Origin of the sequence: Bacillus sp. BPN334 (assembly GCF_008368885.1) — a bacterium.
Lineage (GTDB): Bacteria > Bacillota > Bacilli > Bacillales > Bacillaceae_G > Bacillus_A > Bacillus_A wiedmannii.
Genome location: NZ_QOZW01000012.1, coordinates 18814 through 43401, shown reverse-complemented (window position 1 = coordinate 43401; position 24588 = coordinate 18814). Strand labels below are relative to the sequence as shown.

Annotated in this window: 30 protein-coding genes and 1 pseudogene; 19 read left to right on the top strand and 12 right to left on the bottom strand. The window is 36.2% G+C overall.

The genetic code is table 11. The features are described from left to right. Positions 1-5: 5 nt before the first annotated feature. The 5 genes and pseudogenes from DN393_RS17915 to phnA all read left to right on the top strand — a co-directional run bounded on the left by DN393_RS17915 (position 6) and on the right by phnA (position 2913). Positions 6-314, top strand: coding sequence for a YuzD family protein (locus DN393_RS17915; RefSeq protein ID WP_048561653.1), 309 nt, complete (start codon positions 6-8; stop codon positions 312-314). Positions 315-367: 53 nt separating this feature from the next. Further along, positions 368-1162, top strand: a complete 795-nt coding sequence (locus tag DN393_RS17910) for a nucleotidyltransferase domain-containing protein (RefSeq protein ID WP_088046862.1) — start codon at positions 368-370, stop codon at positions 1160-1162. A 96-nt stretch (positions 1163-1258) separates the two neighbouring features. Then, positions 1259-1936, top strand: a complete 678-nt coding sequence (locus tag DN393_RS17905; protein ID WP_088046863.1) for a CPBP family intramembrane glutamic endopeptidase — start codon at positions 1259-1261, stop codon at positions 1934-1936. Positions 1937-2055: 119 nt separating this feature from the next. After that, positions 2056-2337: pseudogene (locus DN393_RS17900) on the top strand (DUF2628 domain-containing protein); the annotation flags it as partial. Positions 2338-2571: 234 nt separating this feature from the next. Continuing rightward, positions 2572-2913, top strand: coding sequence for an alkylphosphonate utilization operon protein PhnA (gene phnA, locus DN393_RS17895; RefSeq protein ID WP_000212737.1), 342 nt, complete (start codon positions 2572-2574; stop codon positions 2911-2913). 92 nt (positions 2914-3005) lie between these two features. Here the strand turns inward: phnA and DN393_RS17890 are convergent, their stop codons facing one another. The 4 genes from DN393_RS17890 to DN393_RS17875 form a co-directional block, all read right to left on the bottom strand. Beyond that, positions 3006-3803 (bottom strand): ABC transporter permease, encoded by a 798-nt coding sequence (locus tag DN393_RS17890; protein WP_000679243.1) that lies wholly within the window; start codon positions 3801-3803, stop codon positions 3006-3008. After that, the gene (locus DN393_RS17885) at positions 3787-4446 is read right to left on the bottom strand and encodes an ABC transporter ATP-binding protein (protein WP_076541849.1); all 660 of its coding nucleotides are present in this window, start codon (positions 4444-4446) and stop codon (positions 3787-3789) included. The genes DN393_RS17890 and DN393_RS17885 overlap by 17 nt, the downstream gene beginning before the upstream one ends. A gap of 54 nt (positions 4447-4500) precedes the next feature. Beyond that, positions 4501-4674 (bottom strand): aspartyl-phosphate phosphatase Spo0E family protein, encoded by a 174-nt coding sequence (locus DN393_RS17880; RefSeq protein WP_063222111.1) that lies wholly within the window; start codon positions 4672-4674, stop codon positions 4501-4503. Positions 4675-4905: 231 nt separating this feature from the next. Beyond that, positions 4906-5976, bottom strand: a complete 1071-nt coding sequence (locus tag DN393_RS17875; RefSeq protein WP_064476298.1) for an NAD(P)/FAD-dependent oxidoreductase — start codon at positions 5974-5976, stop codon at positions 4906-4908. Positions 5977-6329: 353 nt separating this feature from the next. On the opposite strand from DN393_RS17875, the gene DN393_RS17870 reads away from it, so the two are divergent. The 3 genes from DN393_RS17870 (at position 6330) to DN393_RS17860 (ending at position 8074) form a co-directional block, all read left to right on the top strand. Continuing rightward, positions 6330-6569 (top strand): YuzB family protein, encoded by a 240-nt coding sequence (locus DN393_RS17870; protein ID WP_000595025.1) that lies wholly within the window; start codon positions 6330-6332, stop codon positions 6567-6569. A 243-nt stretch (positions 6570-6812) separates the two neighbouring features. Continuing rightward, positions 6813-7679, top strand: coding sequence for a diaminopimelate epimerase (gene dapF, locus DN393_RS17865; RefSeq protein ID WP_064476299.1), 867 nt, complete (start codon positions 6813-6815; stop codon positions 7677-7679). Positions 7680-7720: 41 nt separating this feature from the next. Then, on the top strand, positions 7721-8074 hold the full coding sequence (locus DN393_RS17860) for a HesB/IscA family protein (protein ID WP_000573830.1): 354 nt from the start codon (positions 7721-7723) through the stop codon (positions 8072-8074). Between the two features lie 146 nt (positions 8075-8220). Here DN393_RS17860 and DN393_RS17855 read toward each other — a convergent pair whose 3' ends face one another. Continuing rightward, the gene (locus DN393_RS17855; protein ID WP_064476300.1) at positions 8221-8784 is read right to left on the bottom strand and encodes a GNAT family N-acetyltransferase; all 564 of its coding nucleotides are present in this window, start codon (positions 8782-8784) and stop codon (positions 8221-8223) included. Between the two features lie 256 nt (positions 8785-9040). On the opposite strand from DN393_RS17855, the gene DN393_RS17850 reads away from it, so the two are divergent. From DN393_RS17850 to DN393_RS17840, 3 genes are all read left to right on the top strand, one after another. Continuing rightward, a complete protein-coding gene (locus DN393_RS17850) occupies positions 9041-9229 on the top strand; it encodes a hypothetical protein (protein WP_064476301.1) in 189 nt (62 codons plus the stop codon). 66 nt (positions 9230-9295) lie between these two features. After that, positions 9296-9403 carry a methyltransferase gene (locus DN393_RS32435; RefSeq protein ID WP_081257367.1) on the top strand — a complete coding sequence of 36 codons (108 nt, stop codon included), beginning with the start codon at positions 9296-9298 and terminating at the stop codon, positions 9401-9403. A 105-nt stretch (positions 9404-9508) separates the two neighbouring features. Continuing rightward, complete coding sequence (locus DN393_RS17840) at positions 9509-9862, top strand: YxeA family protein (RefSeq protein ID WP_098101656.1); 354 nt, start codon at positions 9509-9511, stop codon at positions 9860-9862. A 27-nt stretch (positions 9863-9889) separates the two neighbouring features. Here DN393_RS17840 and DN393_RS17835 read toward each other — a convergent pair whose 3' ends face one another. Continuing rightward, complete coding sequence (locus DN393_RS17835; protein WP_098111116.1) at positions 9890-10351, bottom strand: 2-thiouracil desulfurase family protein; 462 nt, start codon at positions 10349-10351, stop codon at positions 9890-9892. Between the two features lie 77 nt (positions 10352-10428). Between DN393_RS17835 and DN393_RS17830 the strand changes: the two genes are divergently transcribed. After that, positions 10429-11310 carry a helix-turn-helix domain-containing protein gene (locus tag DN393_RS17830; RefSeq protein ID WP_149173740.1) on the top strand — a complete coding sequence of 294 codons (882 nt, stop codon included), beginning with the start codon at positions 10429-10431 and terminating at the stop codon, positions 11308-11310. A gap of 17 nt (positions 11311-11327) precedes the next feature. Here the strand turns inward: DN393_RS17830 and DN393_RS17825 are convergent, their stop codons facing one another. The 3 genes from DN393_RS17825 to DN393_RS17815 form a co-directional block, all read right to left on the bottom strand. Then, positions 11328-12575: an MFS transporter gene (locus DN393_RS17825; protein WP_064476305.1), complete on the bottom strand. Its 1248-nt coding sequence runs from the start codon at positions 12573-12575 to the stop codon at positions 11328-11330. A 175-nt stretch (positions 12576-12750) separates the two neighbouring features. Then, the gene (locus tag DN393_RS17820) at positions 12751-13227 is read right to left on the bottom strand and encodes a GyrI-like domain-containing protein (protein WP_149173739.1); all 477 of its coding nucleotides are present in this window, start codon (positions 13225-13227) and stop codon (positions 12751-12753) included. Positions 13228-13352: 125 nt separating this feature from the next. Then, complete coding sequence (locus tag DN393_RS17815) at positions 13353-14342, bottom strand: NAD(P)/FAD-dependent oxidoreductase (RefSeq protein WP_000829782.1); 990 nt, start codon at positions 14340-14342, stop codon at positions 13353-13355. Between the two features lie 462 nt (positions 14343-14804). Between DN393_RS17815 and DN393_RS17810 the strand changes: the two genes are divergently transcribed. The 5 genes from DN393_RS17810 (at position 14805) to pepA (ending at position 19301) form a co-directional block, all read left to right on the top strand. Continuing rightward, positions 14805-16013 carry an NAD(P)/FAD-dependent oxidoreductase gene (locus DN393_RS17810; RefSeq protein WP_142289306.1) on the top strand — a complete coding sequence of 403 codons (1209 nt, stop codon included), beginning with the start codon at positions 14805-14807 and terminating at the stop codon, positions 16011-16013. 123 nt (positions 16014-16136) lie between these two features. Further along, the gene (locus tag DN393_RS17805; protein WP_149173738.1) at positions 16137-16643 is read left to right on the top strand and encodes an NUDIX hydrolase; all 507 of its coding nucleotides are present in this window, start codon (positions 16137-16139) and stop codon (positions 16641-16643) included. After that, entirely contained in the window at positions 16640-16957 is a 318-nt protein-coding gene (locus tag DN393_RS17800) for a YuiB family protein (RefSeq protein WP_000027007.1), read from the top strand. Before DN393_RS17805 ends, DN393_RS17800 begins: the two co-directional genes overlap by 4 nt. A gap of 86 nt (positions 16958-17043) precedes the next feature. Continuing rightward, the gene (locus tag DN393_RS17795; protein WP_000920109.1) at positions 17044-17670 is read left to right on the top strand and encodes a 3D domain-containing protein; all 627 of its coding nucleotides are present in this window, start codon (positions 17044-17046) and stop codon (positions 17668-17670) included. 146 nt (positions 17671-17816) lie between these two features. Then, a complete protein-coding gene (pepA, locus tag DN393_RS17790) occupies positions 17817-19301 on the top strand; it encodes a cytosol aminopeptidase (protein ID WP_064476309.1) in 1485 nt (494 codons plus the stop codon). A 130-nt stretch (positions 19302-19431) separates the two neighbouring features. Here the strand turns inward: pepA and cdaS are convergent, their stop codons facing one another. Beyond that, a complete protein-coding gene (cdaS, locus tag DN393_RS17785) occupies positions 19432-20037 on the bottom strand; it encodes a sporulation-specific diadenylate cyclase CdaS (RefSeq protein ID WP_001158734.1) in 606 nt (201 codons plus the stop codon). 143 nt (positions 20038-20180) lie between these two features. Between cdaS and DN393_RS17780 the strand changes: the two genes are divergently transcribed. After that, complete coding sequence (locus DN393_RS17780; RefSeq protein ID WP_064476310.1) at positions 20181-21905, top strand: phospho-sugar mutase; 1725 nt, start codon at positions 20181-20183, stop codon at positions 21903-21905. A 108-nt stretch (positions 21906-22013) separates the two neighbouring features. Further along, positions 22014-22901 carry a UTP--glucose-1-phosphate uridylyltransferase GalU gene (galU, locus tag DN393_RS17775; RefSeq protein WP_000832650.1) on the top strand — a complete coding sequence of 296 codons (888 nt, stop codon included), beginning with the start codon at positions 22014-22016 and terminating at the stop codon, positions 22899-22901. Positions 22902-23006: 105 nt separating this feature from the next. Here galU and DN393_RS17770 read toward each other — a convergent pair whose 3' ends face one another. After that, complete coding sequence (locus DN393_RS17770; protein ID WP_064476311.1) at positions 23007-23843, bottom strand: hypothetical protein; 837 nt, start codon at positions 23841-23843, stop codon at positions 23007-23009. A gap of 148 nt (positions 23844-23991) precedes the next feature. Further along, a complete protein-coding gene (locus DN393_RS17765; RefSeq protein ID WP_001252151.1) occupies positions 23992-24585 on the bottom strand; it encodes a biotin transporter BioY in 594 nt (197 codons plus the stop codon). Between the last annotated feature and the right edge of the window lie 3 nt (positions 24586-24588).

The following is a 24588-nucleotide window of genomic DNA, read 5'->3' as shown; positions in this document are numbered from 1 at the left end:
AAGAAATGGTTAATGTGCAAGTGTATGGGACGAAAGTAATTTGTGCAAGCTGCGTTGGAATGCCATCTTCAACAGAAACGTTTGAATGGTTACAAGCGGCAATTGGGCGTAAATATGAAGGACAAGAAAATAAATTTAATTTCGAGTATATTGATTTTCAAGAAAAACAAGAAGATGAAGATAAAAAAGCATTCGCAGAGCGCGTAGTGGAGGAAGATCTATTTTATCCAGTCGTTCTTGTAAATGGAGAAGTTGTTGGAGAAGGAAATCCTCGTTTGAAGGATGTTTACGAAGAAATCGAGAAATATTTATAAAACAGGAAGCCTTTGCGAATTCGCAAAGGCTCTTTTTTATTGGAGGGATAGATGTGAAAAATGGAGTGAAGCATGCGTTACCAACGGAAGTACAACAGTTAATGGAGCGGTACACAGTAGAATTAAAAGAAATTTTTTTGGACGAAAAGATAGTCGGGGTATATATTTACGGCTCCATCGCACTTGGTGCATTTCATGCAGAAACGAGCGATGTTGATTTTGTTACGGTAATAAGTGATTCTGTGAATGAAGCTGAAAAACAGCAACTTGTAGAACTTCATAAGAAACTTAGTGATAGTACGTTAGGTAAAAGAATGGATGGTATGTATATTCCGCTTGCTGATTTAGGAAAATACAATGATGAAATGAATGAGTACGTGTATTGTGCAGATGGTAAAGCAAATATAGGTCATTGGGATATTAATGCGGTCACATGGTGGACGTTAAAAAATCAAGGTATTACAGTTACTGGGAAAGAAGCTGAAGATCTTTCGTTTCAAATAAGGTGGGACGATGTAGTAAATACGATGAAATACAACGTAGAACAATACTGGAGTGAAAAAGCAAAGCAGCCATATTTATTTTTCGTAGAAGAGTGGGTAGAATCAGCTGTCGTTACGATGGGCCGTATTTTATATACACTGGATCATAAAACAATCGTTTCAAAAGATAGTGGATTGCAATACTTGTTAGAACGTTCAGCGGAAGAATGGGGACTTTTATTAAAAGAAGTAGCGAGAATACGGCAGAATCCAAAAGAAAAGCGAATGCTCTCAAGGTGGAGAAGGGCAGATATGACGAGGAAGTACTTACTGCATTTAATTGAAACATGTAGAGAGAAATGGTAGGAAAAAAACAGATGATACATTAGATTGTATCGTCTGTTTTTGTGTTAGAATTGGTATATAATGGATTAAAAGGTTTAATTATACTGGAGGGATAGGATGAATACAGAATTAGCTACATATGAAGAAAAGAATGTACAAATGAGTATGCGCGAAGTAATTAGTATGATAATAATTATTTTTGGAGTCATGTATGGAATTGATTTTTTGAACATTATATATGACTCTTCCTTATATCCATGGTATGTAGATTATCTTATTCCGCCTTTAACATTTCTTACTATTATTTTAATATACTCACCAGTAAGAAATTACTGTGCACATTTATTAAAATCAATACAGTTCAATAATTTTAAGCATTATGTAACGATAGTAATGACGATGATCGTACTGCTTATATATCTTGCGGTATTAAATTTAGTTTTACCACATGGGCTTGGTGTGAATGAATCTAATATAGTAATAGAGCCTACTAAAAGTGAAATCATTTTATACGTAGTTGTACTCACAATTTTCGCACCGATTTGGGAAGAACTTTTATTTCGGGGGATGTTTTTCACAAAATTATCTCAGCGCTTTTCTACACTTACTAGTATTGTTATAAGTGCTTTTATATTTACTTTAGGGCATCCACTTACTTTAGGTGGTGTTTTATATATTTTTGGTGGTGGTATATGTTTAGCCTACACTTATAAGAAAACAAATAATTTACTCGTTCCATGGGTAATTCATTTATTCAATAATTCATTTTTTATATTAGTAAATTTTCAACTGTAAAAAGACGCCTTTTTGAAAAGGGCGTCTTTCGTATTTTGGAGAAATGGATTTACATGTACTGTGTAGAGGTAAGGTAATACGAAATATAGATAGTTTCATGTGAAACATTTTTATTATCAAATATACAAAATGTCGTTCGCTAAAGTAGTGAAGGTGTTACTTGAGAGATTATGACGGATGATCCAACTTGGAAGTTTGTGAAGAAAGAAAAAGATTATGACGTAGTAGAGTTTACTGGTTATGATTATACAGAGAAGAAAAATGTGAAAATAAAATTTGCTGTTTATTTTAGTGAAGACTATTTTGAATGGCAAGAAGTATATGAGAATAATAAAAAGTTAAGTGAAGAAGAGTTAGAAGAGTATCAATTTTATATTGAAGAAAATAGTTGGAGTTTCTAGTGAAAACTCGTTTATTTTGAAAAGAAGAATCCTGTGAAGGTTCATTTTTTTTATTGGAAACACCATACGAATTGAAAATTTGTAAAATACAATAATAAATGAGAATTCCAGGTAGGCTTGTCAATAACGTAAGACTATGGCACTATAAAGAAATGCTGTACAAATTTTATTTATCGAGATGTAAACATCAATTTTGATTTTTACGTATAAATAATGAACGGAGGAAATGAATTTATGGCTACTTTACCAAATTGTCCAAAATGTAATTCAGAATATACGTATGAGGATGGCGTTCTTTTCGTATGTCCTGAGTGTGCTCATGAGTGGGGCCAAGAAGCAGAAGCTGAAAATAATGATGGTGCAAAAGTTGTAAAAGATGCGAACGGAAACGTTCTTCAAGATGGCGATGCTGTTACTGTCATTAAAGATTTAAAAGTAAAAGGAACTTCTTCAGTTGTGAAGATCGGTACGAAAGTAAAGAGTATCCGTCTAGTTGATGGCGATCACGATATTGATTGTAAAATCGACGGTTTCGGAGCTATGAAGTTAAAATCACAGTTCGTTAAGAAGGCGTAAGTAAAAAGAGGAGGCGATTAGCCTCCTCTTTTTTATTGTCATTTTTTATCGGTAAGTCTATATAATTTTATTTACCGTGAACAGTGCAACATTTACCGCGCACCATAGTCAATCTCTTTTAACTGACACCGTTTATTAAAGAATGTTTTATATCCAAGCTGTAAAAAGATAATGACAGCAAAGGCAGTACTCCCAGAAATACCGAGTATGATGGCGATTTGATATTGAATGGCTGTAAATGGTGATACACCAGCTAAGATTTGACCAGTCATCATGCCTGGTAGGCTTATAATTCCCATTCCGACCATGGAGTTGATTGTTGGCAAAATAGCAGAGTCAAAAGCGTCACGTATGAGCGGAGCAGTTGCTTCTTTCGGTGTTGCACCGAGCATAAGTGCTCCTTCAATTTGACCTCTTTGCGATTTCATATTGTTTAAGAACGTATTTGCACCGAGAGAAACACCTGTCATTGCATTTCCAACTAACATTCCTGTAATCGGAACGATATATTGCGGAGCATACCAAGGATCATGCCCGATAATAACAAAGATAAATAGTAGAAGTGGCCCGATTGATCCGGCAACCATGGAAAGCGCGGCTACTCGTTTTAAGTCTTTTGACATCGGGATGTTAACTCGTTTATAAATATTAAAAATGGCAAAGGTAGTAATAGAAGTAATAAGAGCAATTGTATAAAATGGATTACTATTTTCAAATACGTATGTAAGGACATATGCAACAAGTACGAGCTGAATCGTCATACGGAATGTTGCGAGCGCAATTTGTTTTTCACGCGGTATTCCTTTTAATTTTACAAGACCTATTAAAATAAGAATAAAAATATATGCAGCGGCAAGTTGCCAAATTTGGAGTTCAATAACGCCCTTCAACTGAGAGCACTTCCTTTCTAGTTGCACCGTTTGTTTTGCTAATTTCAATAATATCGTCTGCAATTTCTTCTGGAAGTTGTTGTGAGTGTGTGATGAAGATAACTGTTTTTTTCTTTTCTTTTGCTAGCATAGTAAATTGTTTCATAACGCGGCGTTCTGTATCGCTATCTAGTGCCGAGGTTGGTTCATCTAATAAATAAACAGGTGGATCCATAAGTACGATACGTGCAAAAGCAAGTCGCTGTTTTTCTCCGCCTGATAATGAATCGGCGTTGTCTTCTAAATTTTTTTCTAAGCTAACAGTCGTTAGTGCGCCTCGCAAAATATCATCATTTGGAAATGGTTTTTCGGAAAGACGAAGTCCCATTAATAAATTGTCTTTAATCGTTCCATCAAAAATAGGTGGAGTTTGCCCAAGCATGACTACGTCACGTCGTAATTGAATAGGAGGATAATCAGAAATCAGCTTTCCGTTATATTCAATTGTACCGGATGTTGGAGATTGTAAATCATTTAGCATGCGAAGCAATGTACTTTTTCCGCTCCCACTCTCACCGATAATACATGTGATTTTTTCTTTTTGAATCTGTAAATAAGGAATGTGTAGTATATCTTTGTATGTAACGTCTTTTAATATAAACATAAATGGCTCCTTTCTGATTCTATTTATATCGTATCAAAAAAGAGAAGATAACGGTTATAAAGAGCAACGTTTTTTCTTCGTCTTGAGTTTTATTAATAAGTTAAGTAAACGATCTAATTCTTGACTGAAAGAAATCACTTTATCATGAGTGAATCCGTACTTTTCAACGAGATAGATCAATTCTTTCTTCTTTACTTCTATTCGATTGTTTAGTTTCGTTAAGTTCATAAGTGAAATGGAATACCTCCTGTAAAAGTGTTTACAACATAAAAAAATAAGACCGAATGACTTCGGTCTTAAAGGAAATAAAACAACTTATAAATAGCATACACTGTTCATCGATAGTTTTTAATATAAAAATGAAAAATAAATCATTATCCATATTGAGAAAGATGTGTCTGAAAATTATATTGTAACTCATAAAAGAGGCTGCCTACTTAGTAGACAGCTTGTAAAGTATTAACCTTTATGATATTTATACATCCAAAGAAGACCGGATTTTAATAATCTCGGTACACGTCCCATTAATGGTTGGTTTGCAAGTAAACCGAAGCCGTGCTTCTTACCAAGAGAGCCGAGAACACCTTTTAATTTGATTACAGGTAGTTCGTCAGGAAGTGGTTCATTGTTCCAACGTTTTAATAATATTTGGACAATTTGCTCTCCTTGACCTTCAGCAAGTTGTGCAGATGGAGCGTGTGGAAGTGCTGCGCAATCTCCTACAACATACACGTGCTCGTTATTTGGAATATTGTGATATTTTGTTAAAACAACCCGTCCGCTACCATCTTGTTCAACTGGAAGGTTTCGAACAACTTCATTTGCTTGAATACCAGCTGTCCAGACGATTGCATCACATTCAAGTGGTTCATCGTGGTTGTACACAATATTTGGTTCTACTTTTGTAATGTTAGCGTTTCGTATAATAGTAACCTTATGTTTTACGAACCATTCTTCTACGTATCTACTTAATTTCTCTGGATATGGGAATAGAATTCTATCTTTTCGATCAAATAAGTGAATTTTTAAATCAGAACGGCTTTCGCGAAGTTCACTTGCAACTTCAACGCCACTTAATCCAGCGCCAACGACAGCTACTGTTGCGTTTGGTTCTAGACTATTTAATTGTTCATATGTCTTACGTGTTTGTTCAATCGATTGTAGGCTATGTGTATATTCCTTCGCCCCAGGAACGTTATGATATTTATCCTCACAGCCAAGACCGATAATTAAATCATCATATTGGATCGCTTCGCCGCCATCGAGATGAACAGCTTTTTCTTCGAGATCAATATTTGTTATTGTGCCGTATTGAATATTGAGGCGTGGGTGCTCGGGAAACGGTATACGAATATGTGTTTCTGAAATAGTACCCGCAACTAATGCATAATATTCAGTTTTGAAGCAATGATATGGTACTTTGTCGATTAATGTCACTTGTACATCATCTGGAAGTTGGTTGCTTGGAAGTAGCCTCTGCAGAATTCTCATTCCACCGTAGCCGCCACCTAGTATTACGAGGTGTTTCATGATGGATTACCCCTTTTCTGTTGAAATATCCCCTAATCATACAATTTTATATTAATAAAATATTTCGACTTTACTCAATCAAATTATATCGAATTTGTGAACAAATAACAATGCATGAATGAATACTCTGTTGTACAATAAGAAGAAAAGTAAAGTAAACTGTTTTTCCTTTTTAGTTACTATTTCATTGCAGGTAGCATGTTATATAAAATAAGACCATCTACTTTGAAGTGAAATAGTGAAGTAACTAAATAGTTTAGAATGTATAACGAAAACAACAAGAGACAGCTTAGTTTTCTTCTTAATAGATAGAGTCAGAAGGTAATTTGTTTTGTAGTACAGGGGGGAGAATTTTGATTAAACCATTAATTGAATTTTGTGTAGGTAACCTTGCGAGTGGATCACAAGCAGCTTTAGAGAAATTAGAAAAAGATCCGAATTTAGATGTAATGGAGTATGGTTGTTTAGGATATTGTGGCATTTGTTTTGAAGGACCGTTTGCACTTGTAAATGGTGAAGTAGTACAAGGTGCTACAGTAGAAGAACTGGTCAATAATGTATATGATTATTTGGATGAAAATCCAATGTTTTAAGGTGTTGCAATCAGCAGCACCTTTTTCTTTTTCTATTAGATAAAATTTTCTTTCCCGGGGGAGGATAATATTGTATATAAATAAAAAAGGCCCTTGTAAAAGGGCTTTTTTCTTACACAATTTGTGCAAGAATGGCTCATCGCCAAATGTTGTCAAATATGAGAAACGGGGGACATTCATATTGTGTTCTAAAAGCGTGCATTTTATACTTAAAATAACAAACTATTTTTGGAGTGAATACAAATGAGCCGATTTTCTTTTACAAAAATGCATGGTCTTGGCAATAGTTATATATATGTAAATATGTTTGAAGAACAAATTCCGGAAGAAGATTTAGCTCTTGTGGCGGAAAAGGTTTCCAATATTAATACTGGTATTGGAGCAGATGGGATGATTTTAATTTGTCCATCTGACGTAGCTCCGGTGAAAATGCGCATGTTTAATAATGATGGTTCAGAAGGAAAGAGTTGTGGTAACGGTTTACGATGCGTAGCGAAATATGCGTATGAGCATAAACTAGTAGAAGAAACAGTTTTCACAATTGAAACGTTAGCTGGTATTGTAACAGCGGAAGTAACGGTAGAAGAAGGGAAAGTTACATTAGCAAAAATCGATATGGGAGCACCGCGTTTAACACGTGCAGAAATACCGATGCTTGGTGAAGGTGAAACACCATTTATTCGTGAAAACTTCTTATACAATAATCATCGCTATGCATTTACAGCTGTTTCAATGGGGAATCCGCATGCGGTTATTTTTGTTGATGATGTAGAACAAGCGCCTCTTACAACACTTGGTCCAGTCTTGGAGACACATGAAATGTTCCCAGAGCGAGTAAATGTTGAATTCATCGAGATTTTGAATGATGCAGAGATGAACTTCCGCGTTTGGGAACGTGGATCTGGTGTAACACAAGCTTGTGGAACAGGGGCGTGTGCTGCAGTTGTAGCCTCTATTTTAAATGGGAAAATGGAACATGGTAAGGAAATTACAGTTCATTTAGCTGGCGGCGATTTAATGATTGCATGGACAGAAGAAGGCAATGTGTTAATGAAAGGACCAGCAGAAGTAATTTGCCGCGGAGTGTATGAGTACAAGATAGAAGCGTAAAGATGTATAATAGAATGAGAACAGAAAGGATGGTGTATTTCATGATTGAAGTAACAGAACAAGCAGCTTTTCAAATTAAAGATATGTTAAAAGATGCTGAAGATGGAGAGAAGTACGTGCGCCTTGCTGTACATGGCGGCGGATGTACGGGCCTTTCTTACGGCTTAGGATTTGAAGTAGAACCAAAAGAAGACGACACAGTTCTTGAGTTTTTCGGTGTTGAATTTGTTATCGATACAGAAAGTGCTCCAATTGTTAAAGGAGTAAAAATTGATTATAAACAATCTATGCTTGGCGGCGGATTTACAATCGACAATCCAAACGCAATCGCATCATGCGGATGTGGATCATCTTTCCGTACAGCGACGAATGCTGGTAAGCCAGAAGAGTGCTAAGTTTTTAGCAGAAATAGAGAAAGACCTTTTTAGCGATGAAATAAAATCGTTAAGGAGGTCTTTTCTTTTGTCGTAAAAAATCAAAAACGTCGCCTTCCCAATTTAGAAACCGACTTTAAGATATGTTGCACAACGAATGTTAAAATCTAATTTATTTTTGCATAGATGCAAGTATCAGTTAGTTGTTTGCCGTCAGCTGAAAGATCTTCATTACGTAATGTCCCTTCAAGCTCAAAACCTAGTTTTTCAGGGATTGCACGACTTTTCGTATTATTACGTTCACATCGTATTTCAATCCTTCTAAATTTGAATAACTGAAATCCAAAGTTTATTAACGCACTTACTACTTCTGTCATATATCCATTACCACTAAATTGCGTGTTAATCCAGTATCCAATTTCACATTTAGAAACCTTCCAATCGATTTCGTGAAGGCTAGCCGTTCCAATAAAATCATTCGTCTCCTTATGGTAGATAAGATAGCGAAAGCTTTCTCTTTTCAAAAAATCTATATGCGCATTTCTCAGGAGAATTTCGGTTTCTTCAACAGTAGGAATTGACTGGAATAAAAGTAGCCATTGCTTTAATTCACGAATGGAATCTTTAATAGCTTCGTGTACGATATTCCCTTCACCAGCTTGAAGTGGTGCCCGAAGAATGAGTCTGTCTGTTTCTATTTGTAACGGAACATCCAATAAAATAGGGTTCATAGTATTTCTCTCCTCGAAAACTTTAAATTAGGACATATAAAAACTTTCGCTCGAAAGCTAGAAAACAATAAGTATATATTCCATTCATCATTTAGAAATCCCTTTTCATATATTGAAGACGAAACTGCCAGTTGGTACAAAAAAATAGCTGCTAAAGTAGCTTTAAGTTGTTCAACTTATGCATTATTATTTATTTGAGCTTCTTTTAAAGTTCTCTTTGTTTGAGTTATATTTGAAGGGTAGAAAGAGGAGATATATGCTGGAAGATATTTTTGAATTTATATTGAAGTACGTTATAGGTTCTATTTTTAGAGTTATAAGATACCTTGTGATAGATATTATAATAGAATGCATAATAGAAGGTGTAATAAACGGTATAAGGAAATTACGTGATAAAATCTGTGATAAGTGGCGAAACTGGCGTGAAAGACGTTATTGGCGGTAATAGGTACATAAAAAATTGGCAGTAAAGAGATAGAGGATAAAATGCCTTAAGGGGGATGATTAATTCATTTCCCTTAAGGCTTTTTATAACGAAGTAGTAGCAACTCATCCAAGTTTAGAATCCGTACTCAGTCCAATTGGTGACGGAATGACGGTTTCTAAAGTGAAGAAATAATGATTATCTTACAAAAGTGTAATGTTCATGTCATGTTTTTGAATTTCTTCTTTAAAGCTTAGGCTTTAAGATAACAATATAAGAAAAACACATGAGGTGAAGGAAATGAAAAGATATATTGCACTTTTTAGTATTTTAGTTGTATTTGCAAGCCTATTAGTTGGTTGTGATTTAAATCGTATGGGTAAAGACGAGTATTACGTTCAAATTACAGTAGATGGAAAAGAGTATAATGGTAAATCTGATAATGGTGAGCCGTATAAAAATTACGAATATAAACTAAATGGTTTTGATAAAGACGGGAAAGAAAAAGAATTAGAATTTAATGCACAAAAAAATCTTCGTAAAGAAGCATTCTTACGTGTATATCACTCAGATAAAAAAGGTGTATCAGCTTGGGAAGAAGTAAAGAAAGATGAGCTTCCTGCGAAAGTGAAAGAAAAATTAGGTGCAAAATAAGAAAGAAAAAGGAATTGACGAACAGGGTCAATTCCTTTTTATATTCTCGAAATCCTCTTCTGAAATGACTTTCAATCCATGTCTTTTGAATAAAGCAGTTGTTACCCCGTAACCAGTTTGTTTATTCCCGTTAAATTCTCCAGTGTAAATCGTAGAACTACCACAAGATGGACTGCGTTCCTTTAAAATAATATATTCTGGATGTAAATCTTTCATTTGTTCTAGAGCTTTATAAGCACCGCTCACGAAAGCTTCTGTAACATCTTCACCGTCTTTTGTCATCACTTTCGCTTTCCCATCTAAAACATCATCGCCATTCCCGCCAATAATTTCAGCTGAAGGACGAGGCGTTGGTAATCCTCCTAATACTTCAGGACAAATGAGGACTGTATCTTCTTGCTGAAGTAGCTCCTCTATTTTTGAAACGAGATTGTCATTTCCATCATACCGACAAGCGATACCACCTAAACAAGCGCTAATTACGATCATATTGTCACCTCCAAAAAAATTTAAAATATCACGCCAATTTTGCTTCCTGACTCTTACCTATAAATGAGGTGATAAAAATGGGAAGCTTATATAATTTAATGAAACCATATAGTGAATTTCGAAGTAAAGAAGAGTTTAATACATATCAAAGACAAATTTTGAAGTGCTATCGATTTGAATTAAATAAAACGGATACTACCATCATTCATTTTTTAGGAAAGTATGCGGTGAATGAGAAACAGAAAACAGTGGGAGTTGCTTGTCCGTTAATGGAGACGATTGCTACAAAAGTTGGAAAGAGCATTCGTACAGTACGCCGCTCAATTGCAAAGTTAGAGGAACTAGGAATTATAAAGCGTGTTGCGACAAAAGAAAGACATAAGCGCGGCGGATATAGTGCGAACTTATATGTATTTCTTACATCTGCAATTGACCGCATGGATGACCGTATGAAACTGTCCGCATGTGAAAGTGAGGATCGTGTAGATGGCTGTAGTAAAAATGAGCAAAAAAGTGAAGGGGAAACAATTATTTTTAAAAACATTCCACAAATAAAAGAGAATAGAAAAGAAACGTACGAACTTGATGAGACGTATTGCCGTCACGATATACCGAAGCCTTTTATATACGCACTTGTGCCAATGACGCGTAATCCGAAAAAGATTAATATATTTTGGAGTAAGGTGGAACTTGCATATAAAAAGAGCGGGTTACTAGAGCAAGGTGTTTTACTGGAGCAAATATTAGCTGATGAAGAAGTGTATGGAAATTTCATTTGGCGAGTAAAGAGTGTTGTGAGAGCGTATAAATACGGGGAAATCCGTAAAAATGTTAAGGCGCTCTTATATAGTACAGTGCGGGATCTATTTTTAGAGGTTGGACTAGAATGGGGAGCAGCTGTGAGAAGAAGTAAGGGGATACTGTTATTTGATCCGTTTAAAAAGGAGCCATGCGTATAACACATGACTCCAAGTAGTTAATCAAACTTTCTTACAACTGGAACACGAATCGCTACAAAGAGTACGAAGACGATAACGGCGATTGCACCGCTTTTCATAACGGTTACGATTGGAAGTCCTATTGCAAGTGCGATTGATGTGAATGCATAAGAAAGCGGGATAAAGCCCATTGATGAGAGCATAAGTAAACTCATTACGCGTCCCATCATTTCTTCTTTTACTGTCGATTGAATCATCGCCATAAGCGGAACGATAGCCATTGCAATTGTAATACCGTAAAACATGCCAGCTAATAATGCTTGCCAAAGTACGGTGCTAAAGTTGATTGATAAGAAGAATACACCAGACAGTAGCATCATGATAATACAAAATAGACCGCGTCTACGATTAATATTTTTTAAACCGACAATGACAGCGCCTATTGCCATTCCGCCTCCTACAGATGCTTCTAAGTAACTGAACTGAAGCGAGTCACCGTGCAGAACATTTTTAACGAAAAGCGGGAAACCAACTTGCATCGGACCGATTAAAAATAAGTTTAAAAAGGCGCTACAAAGAAGGAAAGTTGAAAGGAATGGTGATTCCTTTACATATAAAATTCCTTCTTTAATAGAAGTGAACATGCCTTTGTCTGTATTTTGCTGTTCTGGCATCGTAAATTGTATTTTTTGAACGAGTATGGCTGCGACAATTAGTAATAAAATCGTGATCGAAAAGATCGTCTCATAGTTCGTAAATTTGATAAGAATTCCGCCCAGTACAGGGCCTAAGATGACCGATGCTTGATTTGACATTTGTGTAAGTGAGTTTGCTTGTGTTAAACGGCTTTTTTCTACAAGTTCAGGCAAGATAGATCCATCAGCTGACCAGAAAAAAGCATCAGCAAGCCCAAAGAATAAAGCGAATAAAGCAAATGTATATAGTGTTACATCACCTACGATGAACCATGTAAGGATGGTTGCGACAAGAATAGCACGAATAATATTAGAGTAAAACATAATGTTTTTTTTCGGGAATTTATCAGCTACAGCACCGCCGATAATCATAAAAATAAGCCTTGGAACACTAAGAGCTACGAAAACAACACCGAGTGAAGCCTCAAGGTTTAATGTTTTTGCTATGTACCAGGTTTGTGAAAAAGTAAAAAAGGCTAGGGCAAAACTTGAAAAGAGTGTAGCTGCCCAAAGGAAAAGGAAATTTGTATTTTTTAATAACGGTTTCGCATTTTCTTTTAAAGCAGATTTATTTTGTTGTAGTTCCTCCATATTGCTTCCTTTCTATGTGACAAATTTAAACTAAAAAACCTATTAACAATCGTTTTATACAGTTTCTAATATTTCTATACTGCACTTTCTCATTGTAGACAATAATGTTGGGTTTGCACAGTGGCTATTTAACGACAAAAAAGAAGATACCATTTGGTATCTTCTTTTTTGTCGTTCAGGCTAATGCAATATAAATATCTAATTGTACGTTGGTTGGATCTGTTGCTTTTTCATCATAAAGCTCAAAGTCTGTTGTAAAAGCACGTTTGTTTTCTTTCGACCATTGCCAAATATATTCCCAAGCCTCACAAACGACTTCAGCAACTGGTCCTTTTCTCGTTGTAAATACCGCATATGTAGCGGCAGGTATTGTTAAAGTTGTCATATTTTCAGGAACGTCTTCTAATGAAGAAACGGGCATACCGATCGTAAATTGATATGTACCAGTTTCATCCGATTCGTAATTTGAATAGAAAGCGAATGTTTCTTTCGTTTGTTGATTTGGGATGTGATGCATCATTTGTTCTTGGAAGTATCGGTTCCAAAGCTGTGGGATTTTTCCTTCAGTAGATGCTTCTTTTTCGTTTGTCGTCGTAATCGAAACGCCGATTGCTTGGAAATCTTCTTTTTTTACGATCTTAGGTTCTTTCATTTTAAAATATCCCCCTTATCAAATAGAACGTTTGTTCTTGTTTATTGTAACATATTTTGGAAGGATACGGTAGCACAATAATAAAAGAACTCCTTCACGTAAAAGGAGTTCTTTTCATTTCTATATTAAAACATACTTGAGCTGTGCATCGGTTGAAGTTTTGCGTTTGGATCGAAGTAAGCTTTTGCATTGTTTACTGCTGTTGGTGCTTCACCAAAGCCGCAAGCAATGAGTTTTACTTTTCCTTCATATGTACAAATGTCACCAGCAGCGTAAATGCCAGGAATATTCGTTTCCATTTTTGAGTTCACGAGAATGCTGTTTTTTTGTATATCTAAGCCCCAGTTTTTAATTGGACCAAGAGAGGAAACGAAGCCGTAGTTTACAATTACATCATCCACATCGATGATAATTTTTTCTTCCGTTTTTACGTGTTGAAGAACGACTTGTTCAATATTGTCATCACCAATGAGTTCAACTGGAACGTACGGTGTGCTTACTTCCGCACGGGAATTCATTAAGCTTTCTACGCTATGCTCATGCGCACGGAATTTATCACGGCGATGAACGATTGTAACTTTGTCAGCAATTGGCTCTAACATCATTGTCCAATCAACCGCTGAGTCGCCGCCACCAAATACTACGACGCGCTTACCAGCAAATTTATTCATATCATCAACAAAATAATGTAAGTTTTTCTTTTCGTACTTTGCTGTACCTTCTAATTCTAAGCGGCGTGGCTGGAAAGCACCATTGCCAGCAGTAATAATAACTGATTTAGAATAGTGAGTTTGCTTATTCGTAACAAGTTTAAATATACCGTCAGCTTGTTTCTCAAGCGTATCAACAGCTTCTTCTAAACAAACGGTTGGGTCAAATTTCTTCATTTGCTCTTTTAAGTTATCAACTAATTCTTGTGCACGCACTTTCGGGAATCCAGCTACATCATAAATGTATTTTTCAGGGTAGAGTGCGGATAATTGTCCTCCAAGTTGAGGTAAGCTTTCAATGATTTTTACACTTGCTTGTCTCATGCCGCCATAAAATGCTGTGAACAGTCCTGTTGGACCACCACCAATAATTGTTATGTCGTAAACTTTTTGATTTTCTGCCACTTTCATGCCCCCTATAGATGGAATTTTGATATTGATTTCATATATTGTTCATATGTACAAGAAAATCCTGCAAATGATGACACTTTCAAATAAATGATAGCATATTTGAGTTCATAATACTTCCGAAAACGACTGAATTGTGTGTAAGTTTTCGCATAGATGCTTTTTTAATTGTATAAAATATGGTGAAAGGAAAATACATGAAAAAAAGGTTGAAAAACCCTTGAAAACGCTATGTTATTTTAAAATATTGATAATTCGCCAGACGCTTGAATTCTGGAATAAAACCGACTAATATAGGGAAGTATTATGTTAAATTTCTATGACAAAAATCGTACGATTTTTTGACTGCGTTTTGTTATGATATAGAATGTGATAAATTCCACATTCTTGACAAATAGAGTTTTTAGTACTTGGTATTATTTTTCATTACTATTATATAAAGAAAAGGGTTGTGATTTGGTGAAGACTCCAAAAATCGTAGTTTTAGGTGCAGGTTATGGCGGGATGATTACGACTGTTCGTCTGCAAAAAGCATTATCTGTAAATGAAGCTGAAATTACGTTAGTAAACAACAACAGCTATCACTACCAAGCGACTTGGTTACACGAGAGCGCAGCTGGTACATTACAAGATGAAAAAATCTGTCTAGATATTCAAGACGTTATTGATACAAATAAAGTAAACTTTGTACAAGATACAGTAGTAGAAATTAAAGCTGCTGAAAAACGCATTATCTTAAAAGACGGCGAGTTAGAGTATGACTACTTAGTAATCGGTCTTGGTTTCGAATCAGAAACATTCGGAATTACAGGATTAAAAGAGCATGCATTCTCAATCGCTAACATTAATGCAACTCGTCAAATTCGTGAGCATATGGAAGCTAGTTTCGCTAAATATGCAGCTGAACAACGCGATGAGTTAGTAACAATCGTTGTTGGTGGTGCTGGATTTACTGGTATCGAGTACGTAGGTGAGCTTGCAAACCGTGTTCCAGAACTTTGCAAAGAGTACAATGTACCACGTGAAAAAGCACGTATCATCTGTGTAGAGGCTGCTCCAACAGCACTTCCAGGTTTCGATCCAGCATTAGTAGAATATGCTGTAAAACAACTTGAGAAAAAAGGCGTAGAATTCCGCATCGGTACAGCAATTAAAGAAGCAACTGAAGAAGGTATTATCGTTGCAAACGGTGATGATACTGAATTACTTAAGTCTGAAACAGTAGTTTGGGCTGCGGGTGTTCGTGGTAACGGTATTGTAGAAGAGTCTGGCTTTGAAGCAATGCGCGGACGTGTAAAAGTTGATGAGTACATGCACGCTCCAGGATACGAAGATGTATTCATGGTTGGTGACGCAGCGTTAATCATTAACGAAGAAATTAATCGTCCATATCCACCAACGGCACAAATCGCAATTCAAGAAGGTTACAACATTGCACACAACTTAACTGTGTTAGTTCGTGGCAAGGGCGAAATGAAAAAATTCGCATTTGATAATAAAGGATCTGTATGTTCTTTAGGTCATGACGATGCAATGGGCGTTGTTATGGGCAAAAAGTTAACAGGTTGGAAAGCTTCTTTCATGAAGAAAGTTATCGATAACCGTTACCTATTCTTATTAGGTGGACCTTTATTAGTTCTTAAAAAAGGTAAATTAAAGTTCTTTTAATATATAGTAGAAAAAGCAGAAACGGCTAAGAGCTGTTTCTGCTTTTTTCATTTAAAAAATATAGTATAATATATAAAAAAGAAAGAATATTCTGTCCGTTCTAGTAGAGGAGGGTATTACATCATGGAGAAGCGAGGGAAAGTGTGGTTAGCTGTTAGTGGTTTAGTTGCTACAAAAGATGGCAGGTGGCTGTTCGTTAAGAAAAAATACAGTGGATTAAAGGGGAAATGGTCTTTACCGGCTGGTTTTGTAAATGAAGGTGAGACGGTTGATGAAGCTGTGAAACGTGAAGTGTTAGAAGAGACAGGTATCGTCGCTCATGTGAAGGGGATCATTGGTGTTCGATCGGGCGTGATTCATAATGAGATTAGTGATAATATGATTATTTTCCTTTTGGAGCCTGAAGGAGAAAACATTATTGTACAGGAGAAGGAATTGTCTGAAGTAGCATTTTTACATCCAGATACGATTGCGGACGATCCAAATACGTCTGTACTTATCAAATATTTGTTTGAAGGAAGATCAGAACCACATCTTGAGATGAACAAAACATTAGATCCAGGAGAGCAATTTGGTTATACAGCTTATCACGTATTTACGGCGCAGACGAAGGAGAGGGAGAAAGAGTGAGTATACCGGTACTACTTATTTCAATGATGTTATTTTTCATTTTATTTTTTGGAATTGGATTTTTACTCAACATGATATTGCGAGCGACTTGGGTAATGGTTATTGTGTATCCGATTGTTTGTATACTTATTATTAATAAGGCGAGTGTGTGGGATTATTTTTCAAAGCCGAAAGAAACATTCTCTTCATTTGGGACAAGTGTATCGCATTTAGGGCAGGCAGATGTGTTTATTCTATCTACTGGATTAGTAGGTGCTGCCTTAGCCGGAATTGTCATTAAGAAACTTCGGAAAAGCGGATATCAAATGTTTTAATCTCCAATTCATTTGGGGATTATTTTTTTGCATATTCCTTCATCGTATAGGGAATGATTAACGATGAAGGAGTGTGGAATATAAAAATGTTAAAACGATATTGTATTCGCATTATGATGACTTGTTTACTTGTATCCGCATTATGCGTAACATGGAATGCTTTCACAGGAGTTTCTTTATTAGAGATTGTAAAGAAATATGAGGGAACGAGTGCAAAAGAAGTACATGCAGCAGAAGTTAAGAGAAATGTTGCTCCGAGTAAAGAAGTGATAAATGCTTTAGAGCAGGCAAACGACTGGTCTAAATATCGTTCAATTGAAATGACTGCAACAGGTTATACGTCGGGAATTGAATCAACTGGTAAGAGACCGGGACATCCGGAGTATGGTATTACATATTCAGGAGTTAAGGTGAAAAGGGATTTATATTCCACAATAGCTGCGGACTTACGCGTATTCCCAATTGGAACGATTCTATTCGTACCAGGTTATGGGTACGGTGTAGTAGCTGATAAGGGCGGTGCAATAAAAGGAAACCGTCTTGATCTATATTATGATACGGTGAAAGATGTTTATAGCCAATGGGGTAAGAAAAAAGTAAATGTGTATGTAGTGAAAGTCGGAAATGGTAAGTTTTCAGAAGAAGAGTTAACGATGTTAAATCAAGACGAAACGATGCAAGTGTTTCGCGGTCAATATTTAAAACAAAGATAGTCTAGTGGGAAGTACGCTAGACTTTTTTATTTTATAAATAGAAGAAATATGGATTATATAGGATGTAACAGAAGTTAGAATTGTCGCATTTTATCGAAAATAAAGTTATAATAAAGGCAGAGTAGAGAAATTTAGGGGGTCTGAACATGTTTCAAGTACAAAAAGAATTAGCAAGCCATGAAGCGGTAATCGTTGCCTTATTTGAAGAAGAGAAAACGAGTAGTTTTGTACAAGAACTGGACAAAGCTTTTGAAGGACAATTACAAGTTTTATTAGAAGAGAAAGAACTTTCTACTAAGAAGAAAGCTATTTCAAAAGTACATAGTTTAGGAAAAACAAATGTGAAACGTTATTATTTCGTTGGTTTAGGTAAGAAAGTGTCTTACACGACAGAAACGTTGCGTTCTGCTCTTGGTAAGGCGTTTAAAACGTTACAAGCAGCGAAAGTACAAGATGCAGCAATCTTGCTTGATTCTTTCGTAACAGAGAAATTGGATGCGATTGATGTAGCTCATATTGCAGCAGAAGTACAAGGTCTTGGTACATATGAGTTACAAACGTATAAATCAGATAAAAAGGATCGTGTGGAACTAGAGAAGTTCACGGCTATTACAGCGGAAGATGCACAAGAAATTGAAGCTGCATTAACAGTTGGCTACGTACATGGACGTGCAACAAATTCAGCTCGTACACTTGTAAATATGCCACCAAACGTATTAACAGCAACAAAGCTTGCTGAGTATGCTGTTGAGTTAGCAGAAAAGTATGATATGGATTATAAAGTTCTTGAGAAAGAAGAGATGGAAGAGCTTGGTATGGGTGCGTTACTTGCAGTAAACCAAGGATCTACTGAGCCACCAAAAATGATCGCTCTTATTTATAAAGGAAAAGAAGAGTGGACAGATGTCATTGGATTCGTTGGAAAAGGGATTACATACGATACAGGTGGTTATTCTTTAAAACCACGTGAAGGCATGGTCGGTATGAAAGGTGATATGGGCGGTGCTGCGTCTGTATTAGGTGCGATGGAAATTATCGGTGAACTTCGCCCAGAGCAAAATGTGATTGCTGTTATTCCATCAACTGATAACGTTGTAAGTGGTACAGCATTTAAGCCAGACGATGTAATCACATCTATGAGCGGAAAAACAATTGAAGTATTAAATACAGATGCAGAGGGTCGCCTAGCGTTAGCTGACGGTATTACGTATGCGAAAAAACTAGGTGCAAACTATCTTATTGATGTTGCCACATTAACAGGTGGTGTAATTGTTGCACTTGGAAATCAGACGACAGGCGCAATGACAAACAATGAAGAGTTGTTTGAGCAAGTGCTAGAGGCGTCTATGGAAACAGATGAATCAATTTGGCAATTACCGATTTTTGATCGTGATAAAGAACGCGTTCGAAACAGTAAGTTTGCCGATTTAAATAACTCACCAGGCCGTGAAGGACATGCGGTTATGGCAGGTACATTCTTAGGTGAATTTGCTGAAGATACACCTTGGGTACACTTAGACATCGCGGGAACATCTGAAACGTCAGGAGCGCATGATTTAGGGCCAGCTGGAGCAACAGGTGCAATGGTACGTACACTTGCAACACTTGTTGAACGTTTCGGGGAAGAGTAAGATCCAATAGAAAAGGCTGTTCCAATATTTTGGAACAGCCTTTTTTATTGGTATGATTATTGTCATTTTTTTTCGGTAAGTCGATATAATTTCATTTCCTATTGTACTGTTCTATAGGAAAAGATGGATCCTATAAAGAAATCGTATATAACGTCCCATTTAAAGCGAATGAAGTGCGGCCTGTTTCTTCAGAGACAACTAAAATAAGTGCATCGCTTTTTTCTGATAAACCAATTGCAGCTCTGTGACGTGTTCCTAGCTCAGGATCAACTTCTGTGCTTTTCGTTAACGGAAGAATATTGGCAGCTGAAACAATATGATTATTTTTAACGAGAACGGCTCCGTCATGAAGAGGGTTACCTGGATAGAAAATGGATTCAAGTAACGGTGAGGTTAAATGAGCATGTAATGTTGTTCCAGTTTGAATGAGAGAGTCAAGCGGCTCGTTTCTTTCCACAACAATAAGAGCCCCGTGTTTTCGGGCACTTAAATGTTGGACAGTTGCTGTAATAGAATGTGAGCTTTCTGTATAAGGTGATAAATACGCTTGAATATAGTATGTAGCTGCCAATGTTTGTACGTTTGCTAACATATGATGAATATCTTCCATTTTGCACAAAATACATTCATCCTCTTTATCAATTGCTTGTCTCATAATGGATAATTCTTTCTCAGCAATTTCAATCATTTGCTTTGTTTGTATTTTGAGCTCTTCTGACAAGCCCCATTCTTGCATAATCCTCATTCCCTTTATTGGAGTATTTAACCATAGTGTATACAAATATTCCTAGTAAAATCCTGTTAGATTGTAAAAAATATTGAGATACAGGTTGTTTTTTTCATATAATAAAGGTAGGACAAGCGAGAGGAGATAGAAATATGAACTGGAAACAAGAATTTAGTCGCTGGCTTTCATATGCAGAGTTAGATGCAGAACTAAAAGAACAGTTAGAAAACATGAAGCAAGATGAGAAGAAAATTGAGGACAGCTTTTATAAAAATCTAGAATTCGGCACAGGTGGTATGCGTGGTGAACTTGGTGCTGGTACGAACCGTTTGAATGTATATACAGTTCGTAAAGCAACACAAGGATTAGCAAAGTTTATTGAAAAATTAGGTGAAGAAGCGAAAAAACGCGGTGTTGTTGTAGCGTACGATTCTCGTCATAAATCACCTGAATTTGCAATGGAAGTAGCTGCTACACTTGGTGCACACGGTATCACAACATATGTGTTTGAAAGCTTGCGTCCAACGCCAGTGCTTTCTTTCGCAGTTCGTCATTTACATACAGTAAGTGGAATCGTTCTTACGGCAAGCCATAATCCACCGGAATATAACGGTTATAAAGTATATGGTGAAGATGGTGGGCAGTTGCCTCCAAAAGAAGCTGATGAATTAATTAGCTATGTAAATGCAGTAGAGGATGAGTTAACAGTTGAGGTTGCTAATGTGGAGCAATTAAAAGCTGACGGTTTATTACATATTATTGGACAAGAAGTAGATGATGCATATGCAACAGAATTGAACAATGTCATCATTAATAAAGAAATGGTACAAAATGTTGGAAAAGACTTAAAAATCGTCTTTACACCATTACATGGAACATCAAATATTTCTGTACGCCGTGGTTTAGAAGAAGTTGGATTTAAAGATGTAACAGTTGTAAAAGAGCAAGAATTACCAGATCCGAACTTCTCTACAGTAAAATCACCGAACCCAGAAGAGCATGCAGCGTTTGAGTATGCAATTCGTGACGGTGAGAAGGTAGGCGCAGATGTGTTAATCGCAACGGATCCTGACGCAGACCGCCTAGGCGTTGCAGTTCGTAATCACGATGGTGAGTTCCAAGTATTAACGGGTAACCAAACAGGTGCATTAATGCTTGATTATTTATTATCTCAAAAGAAAGAAAACGGAACGCTTCCAGAGAACGGTGTTGTATTAAAAACAATCGTAACGTCTGAAATTGGCCGTACAATCGCGAAAGCATACGGTTTAGATACAGTTGATACGTTAACTGGATTTAAATTTATCGGTGAGAAAATTAAACAGTATGAAGAAAGCGGACAATACGAATTCCAATTCGGTTATGAGGAAAGCTATGGTTATTTAATCCGTCCATTCTGTCGTGATAAAGATGCAGTACAATCTGTTCTATTTGCATGTGAAGTAGCTGCATACTACAAATCACAAGGTAAAACGTTATACGATGGTTTATTAGAAGTATTTGAGAAGTACGGTTTCTTCCGTGAAGATCTTGTATCGCTAACGTTAAAAGGAAAAGATGGAGCGGAACAAATTCAAGAGATGATGGCAACATTCCGTGAAAATCCTCCGAAAGAAGTAGCGGGCTTAACAGTTGTGGCTGTTGAAGACTATAAAGCGAGCATCGTTACATCTTTACAAGATGGACATAAAGAAGAGATTCACTTACCGAAATCAAATGTGTTAAAATATCAATTAGAAGATGGTTCTTGGTTCTGCCTACGTCCATCGGGAACTGAACCGAAGATTAAGTTCTACTTCGGTGTTCAAGATAATTCTTTACAAAATAGTGAACAAAAGTTACTTACTATTAAAGAAGATATTATGAATCGTTTATAATATAAAGTAATTTTAAGTAGTAGGGAACAAAAGGGAGTGAAACCTCCCTTTTGTTCTATGTAAGGAAATAATCGTTATTGATTCTGACAGAAGAGAGGGTATTTTGTGATGAAAAGAGTAAGAAAAGCGATAATCCCAGCAGCTGGATTAGGAACACGTTTTTTACCAGCTACAAAAGCAATGCCAAAAGAAATGTTACCGATAGTAGATAAACCAACTATCCAATACATTGTAGAAGAAGCAATAAAATCAGGAATCGAAGATATTATTATCGTTACTGGTAAAACGAAGCGCTCTATTGAAGATCATTTTGATAATGCATTTGAGTTAGAGCAAAACTTATTAGAAAAGAAAAAGTATGAGTTACTTGAAAAAGTACAGGCTTCTTCAAAAATGGTAGATATTCACTATATCCGTCAAAAAGAACCAAAAGGATTAGGGCATGCAGTTTGGTGTGCACGTAAATTCATCGGTGATGAGCCATTCGCTGTTTTATTAGGTGATGATATCGTTCAAGCTGAAAAACCATGTTTACGTCAATTAATTGAAGAATATGATAAAACGCTTTCTTCTGTTATTGGTGTACAAACGGTTCCAGAAGATGAAACACACCGTTATGGAATTATCGACCCGTTAGAGCAGGAAGGACGTCGTTACCAAGTTCGCAATTTCGTTGAGAAACCAGCAGCAGGTACAGCACCTTCAAACTTAGCAATTATGGGACGTTACGTTTTAACACCTGAAATCTTCATGTTCTTAGAACAGCAACATGTTGGTGCTGGTGGTGAAATTCAGTTAACAGATGCAATCCAAAACTTAAACGAAATTCAACGTGTATTCGCTTACGATTTCGAAGGAAAGCGTTACGACGTAGGTGAAAAGTTAGGATTCGTTCAAACGACAATCGAAATGGCCCTGCAACACCCAGAATTACGTGATGAAATGGTTCCAATGATGCAGAAAATTTTAGAAGAACACACGAAGCAACAGTCTTAATATAGTGATATAATCCCCTGTTGGATGAGCGGTAAAGGAACGTATTTACTGCTTAATCTAAAGGGGATTTTTTTGAGAAAAAAAGACACTCTCAAGAGAGTGTCTTTACTTTTGATCAGTAGGCTTTAGCTCATCAGCTTTGGATTTTATTTCATCAGTAATAGCGATATTAATATTACCAGCTGCTTTTTTGTATTCCTGAATCAATGCATTAACGTTTTGATTAAATGAAATTAAGCTGCCACTTGGAGATTGGGCCTGTTCGTTAAGCGCAGTGATAATCCCATATATTTTTTTATATTCTTCATAGGTTTCTTTATATTTATTAGGCTGTTCTTTTGCAGCTTCAGAGACTAACTTTAAATCATTTCCCATATTGTTATAAAACGTATCAACGCTTGTAATCATTCCGTCAATTTCTGTTCTCTTAGAACTTAGTGCATTATTGAAGTCCTGTCTTTTATCTATTGCGCTTGACCATGTAGTTGAATACTCGGATAACACGTAAGATGCTGCATATTTAAAGGTGTTTATATTATTATAAAAAGATGCTGCGGCAATTAAGTAATTAGCTTCTTTTTTCTTTTGGGCTTGAAGAGCTTGATACTCCTCTTCCATATTTGTTACTTTTGTTATCGTAAAGAGAAGAACGATGACGGATATAACGGTTGTTAGAAATAGTATTAACGATGTTATTAAAGATTTTTTTGCTGGTAATTTTCGTACTTTCTTAATTAACCCAATAACAATAAAGATTAAAGCCGCGCATAAACTAACTATAGTAAGAATTAAAAAGAAAAATGCTAGGCCGTTTCCAAAGGTATATGACATTCCTAACTCGCTATTTCCATATAATTTGTAACCGATACTCATACCTAGTATGAAAAATAAAGATAGTACTCCGACACTTACTTTAATAAGTGTATTTTTTGATAGATTCACTGATTTTCCTCCAAAATATTGTTCTAATTAGATGTGCAAAATATCTAATTTGCTGAATTAGCATAACAAAAATCATTTTTAATATGTGTCGTATATTGTCGAAGAAACAAAAAAGAGTTATCTTAGCATAGTAAGATAACTCTTTTTATTATGAAATCGTCGAATGAGAATGCTGATAAGCGGAACGACGTACAGCATAGTATATGCGAGGTGCGATAATAGCACCGATAATGGTAAATGCAATATCTTTTACTGCGAACCACATCATAATCATCCAAGCAGCTTTATAACTCATATTACCACCCATGAAGAAATTGACTGCCCCGTACATATAAGTAGTACCGATAATATACGTTAAAATGATTCCTGTGAAAGAGGCAATTGCAAATGTACTGAATGTTGGTCGTTCTTTTTGTTCTACTAGTTTTCCTGATACGTAAGCAACGATAATAAATGCAATAATAAAACCACCAGTAGGATCTAAAAGTGCCCCGAATCCAGCTTTGAAGTTAGCGAAAATTGGTGCACCAGCTAAGCCAACGAGCATATACACAGTCATTGATAATGCACCAAGTCTACTTCCAAGAAGAAGCCCTGCTAAAATTGCGAAAAATGGTTGCATAGATAATGGGATGCCCGCTACTTGCAGGAATGGTGCCCAAGATACAATATTTGCACCAATGGCCATAAGAGCGACGAACATGGCAGCTAATGCTAAATCTAAAACATGAAATCTTCTCATAAT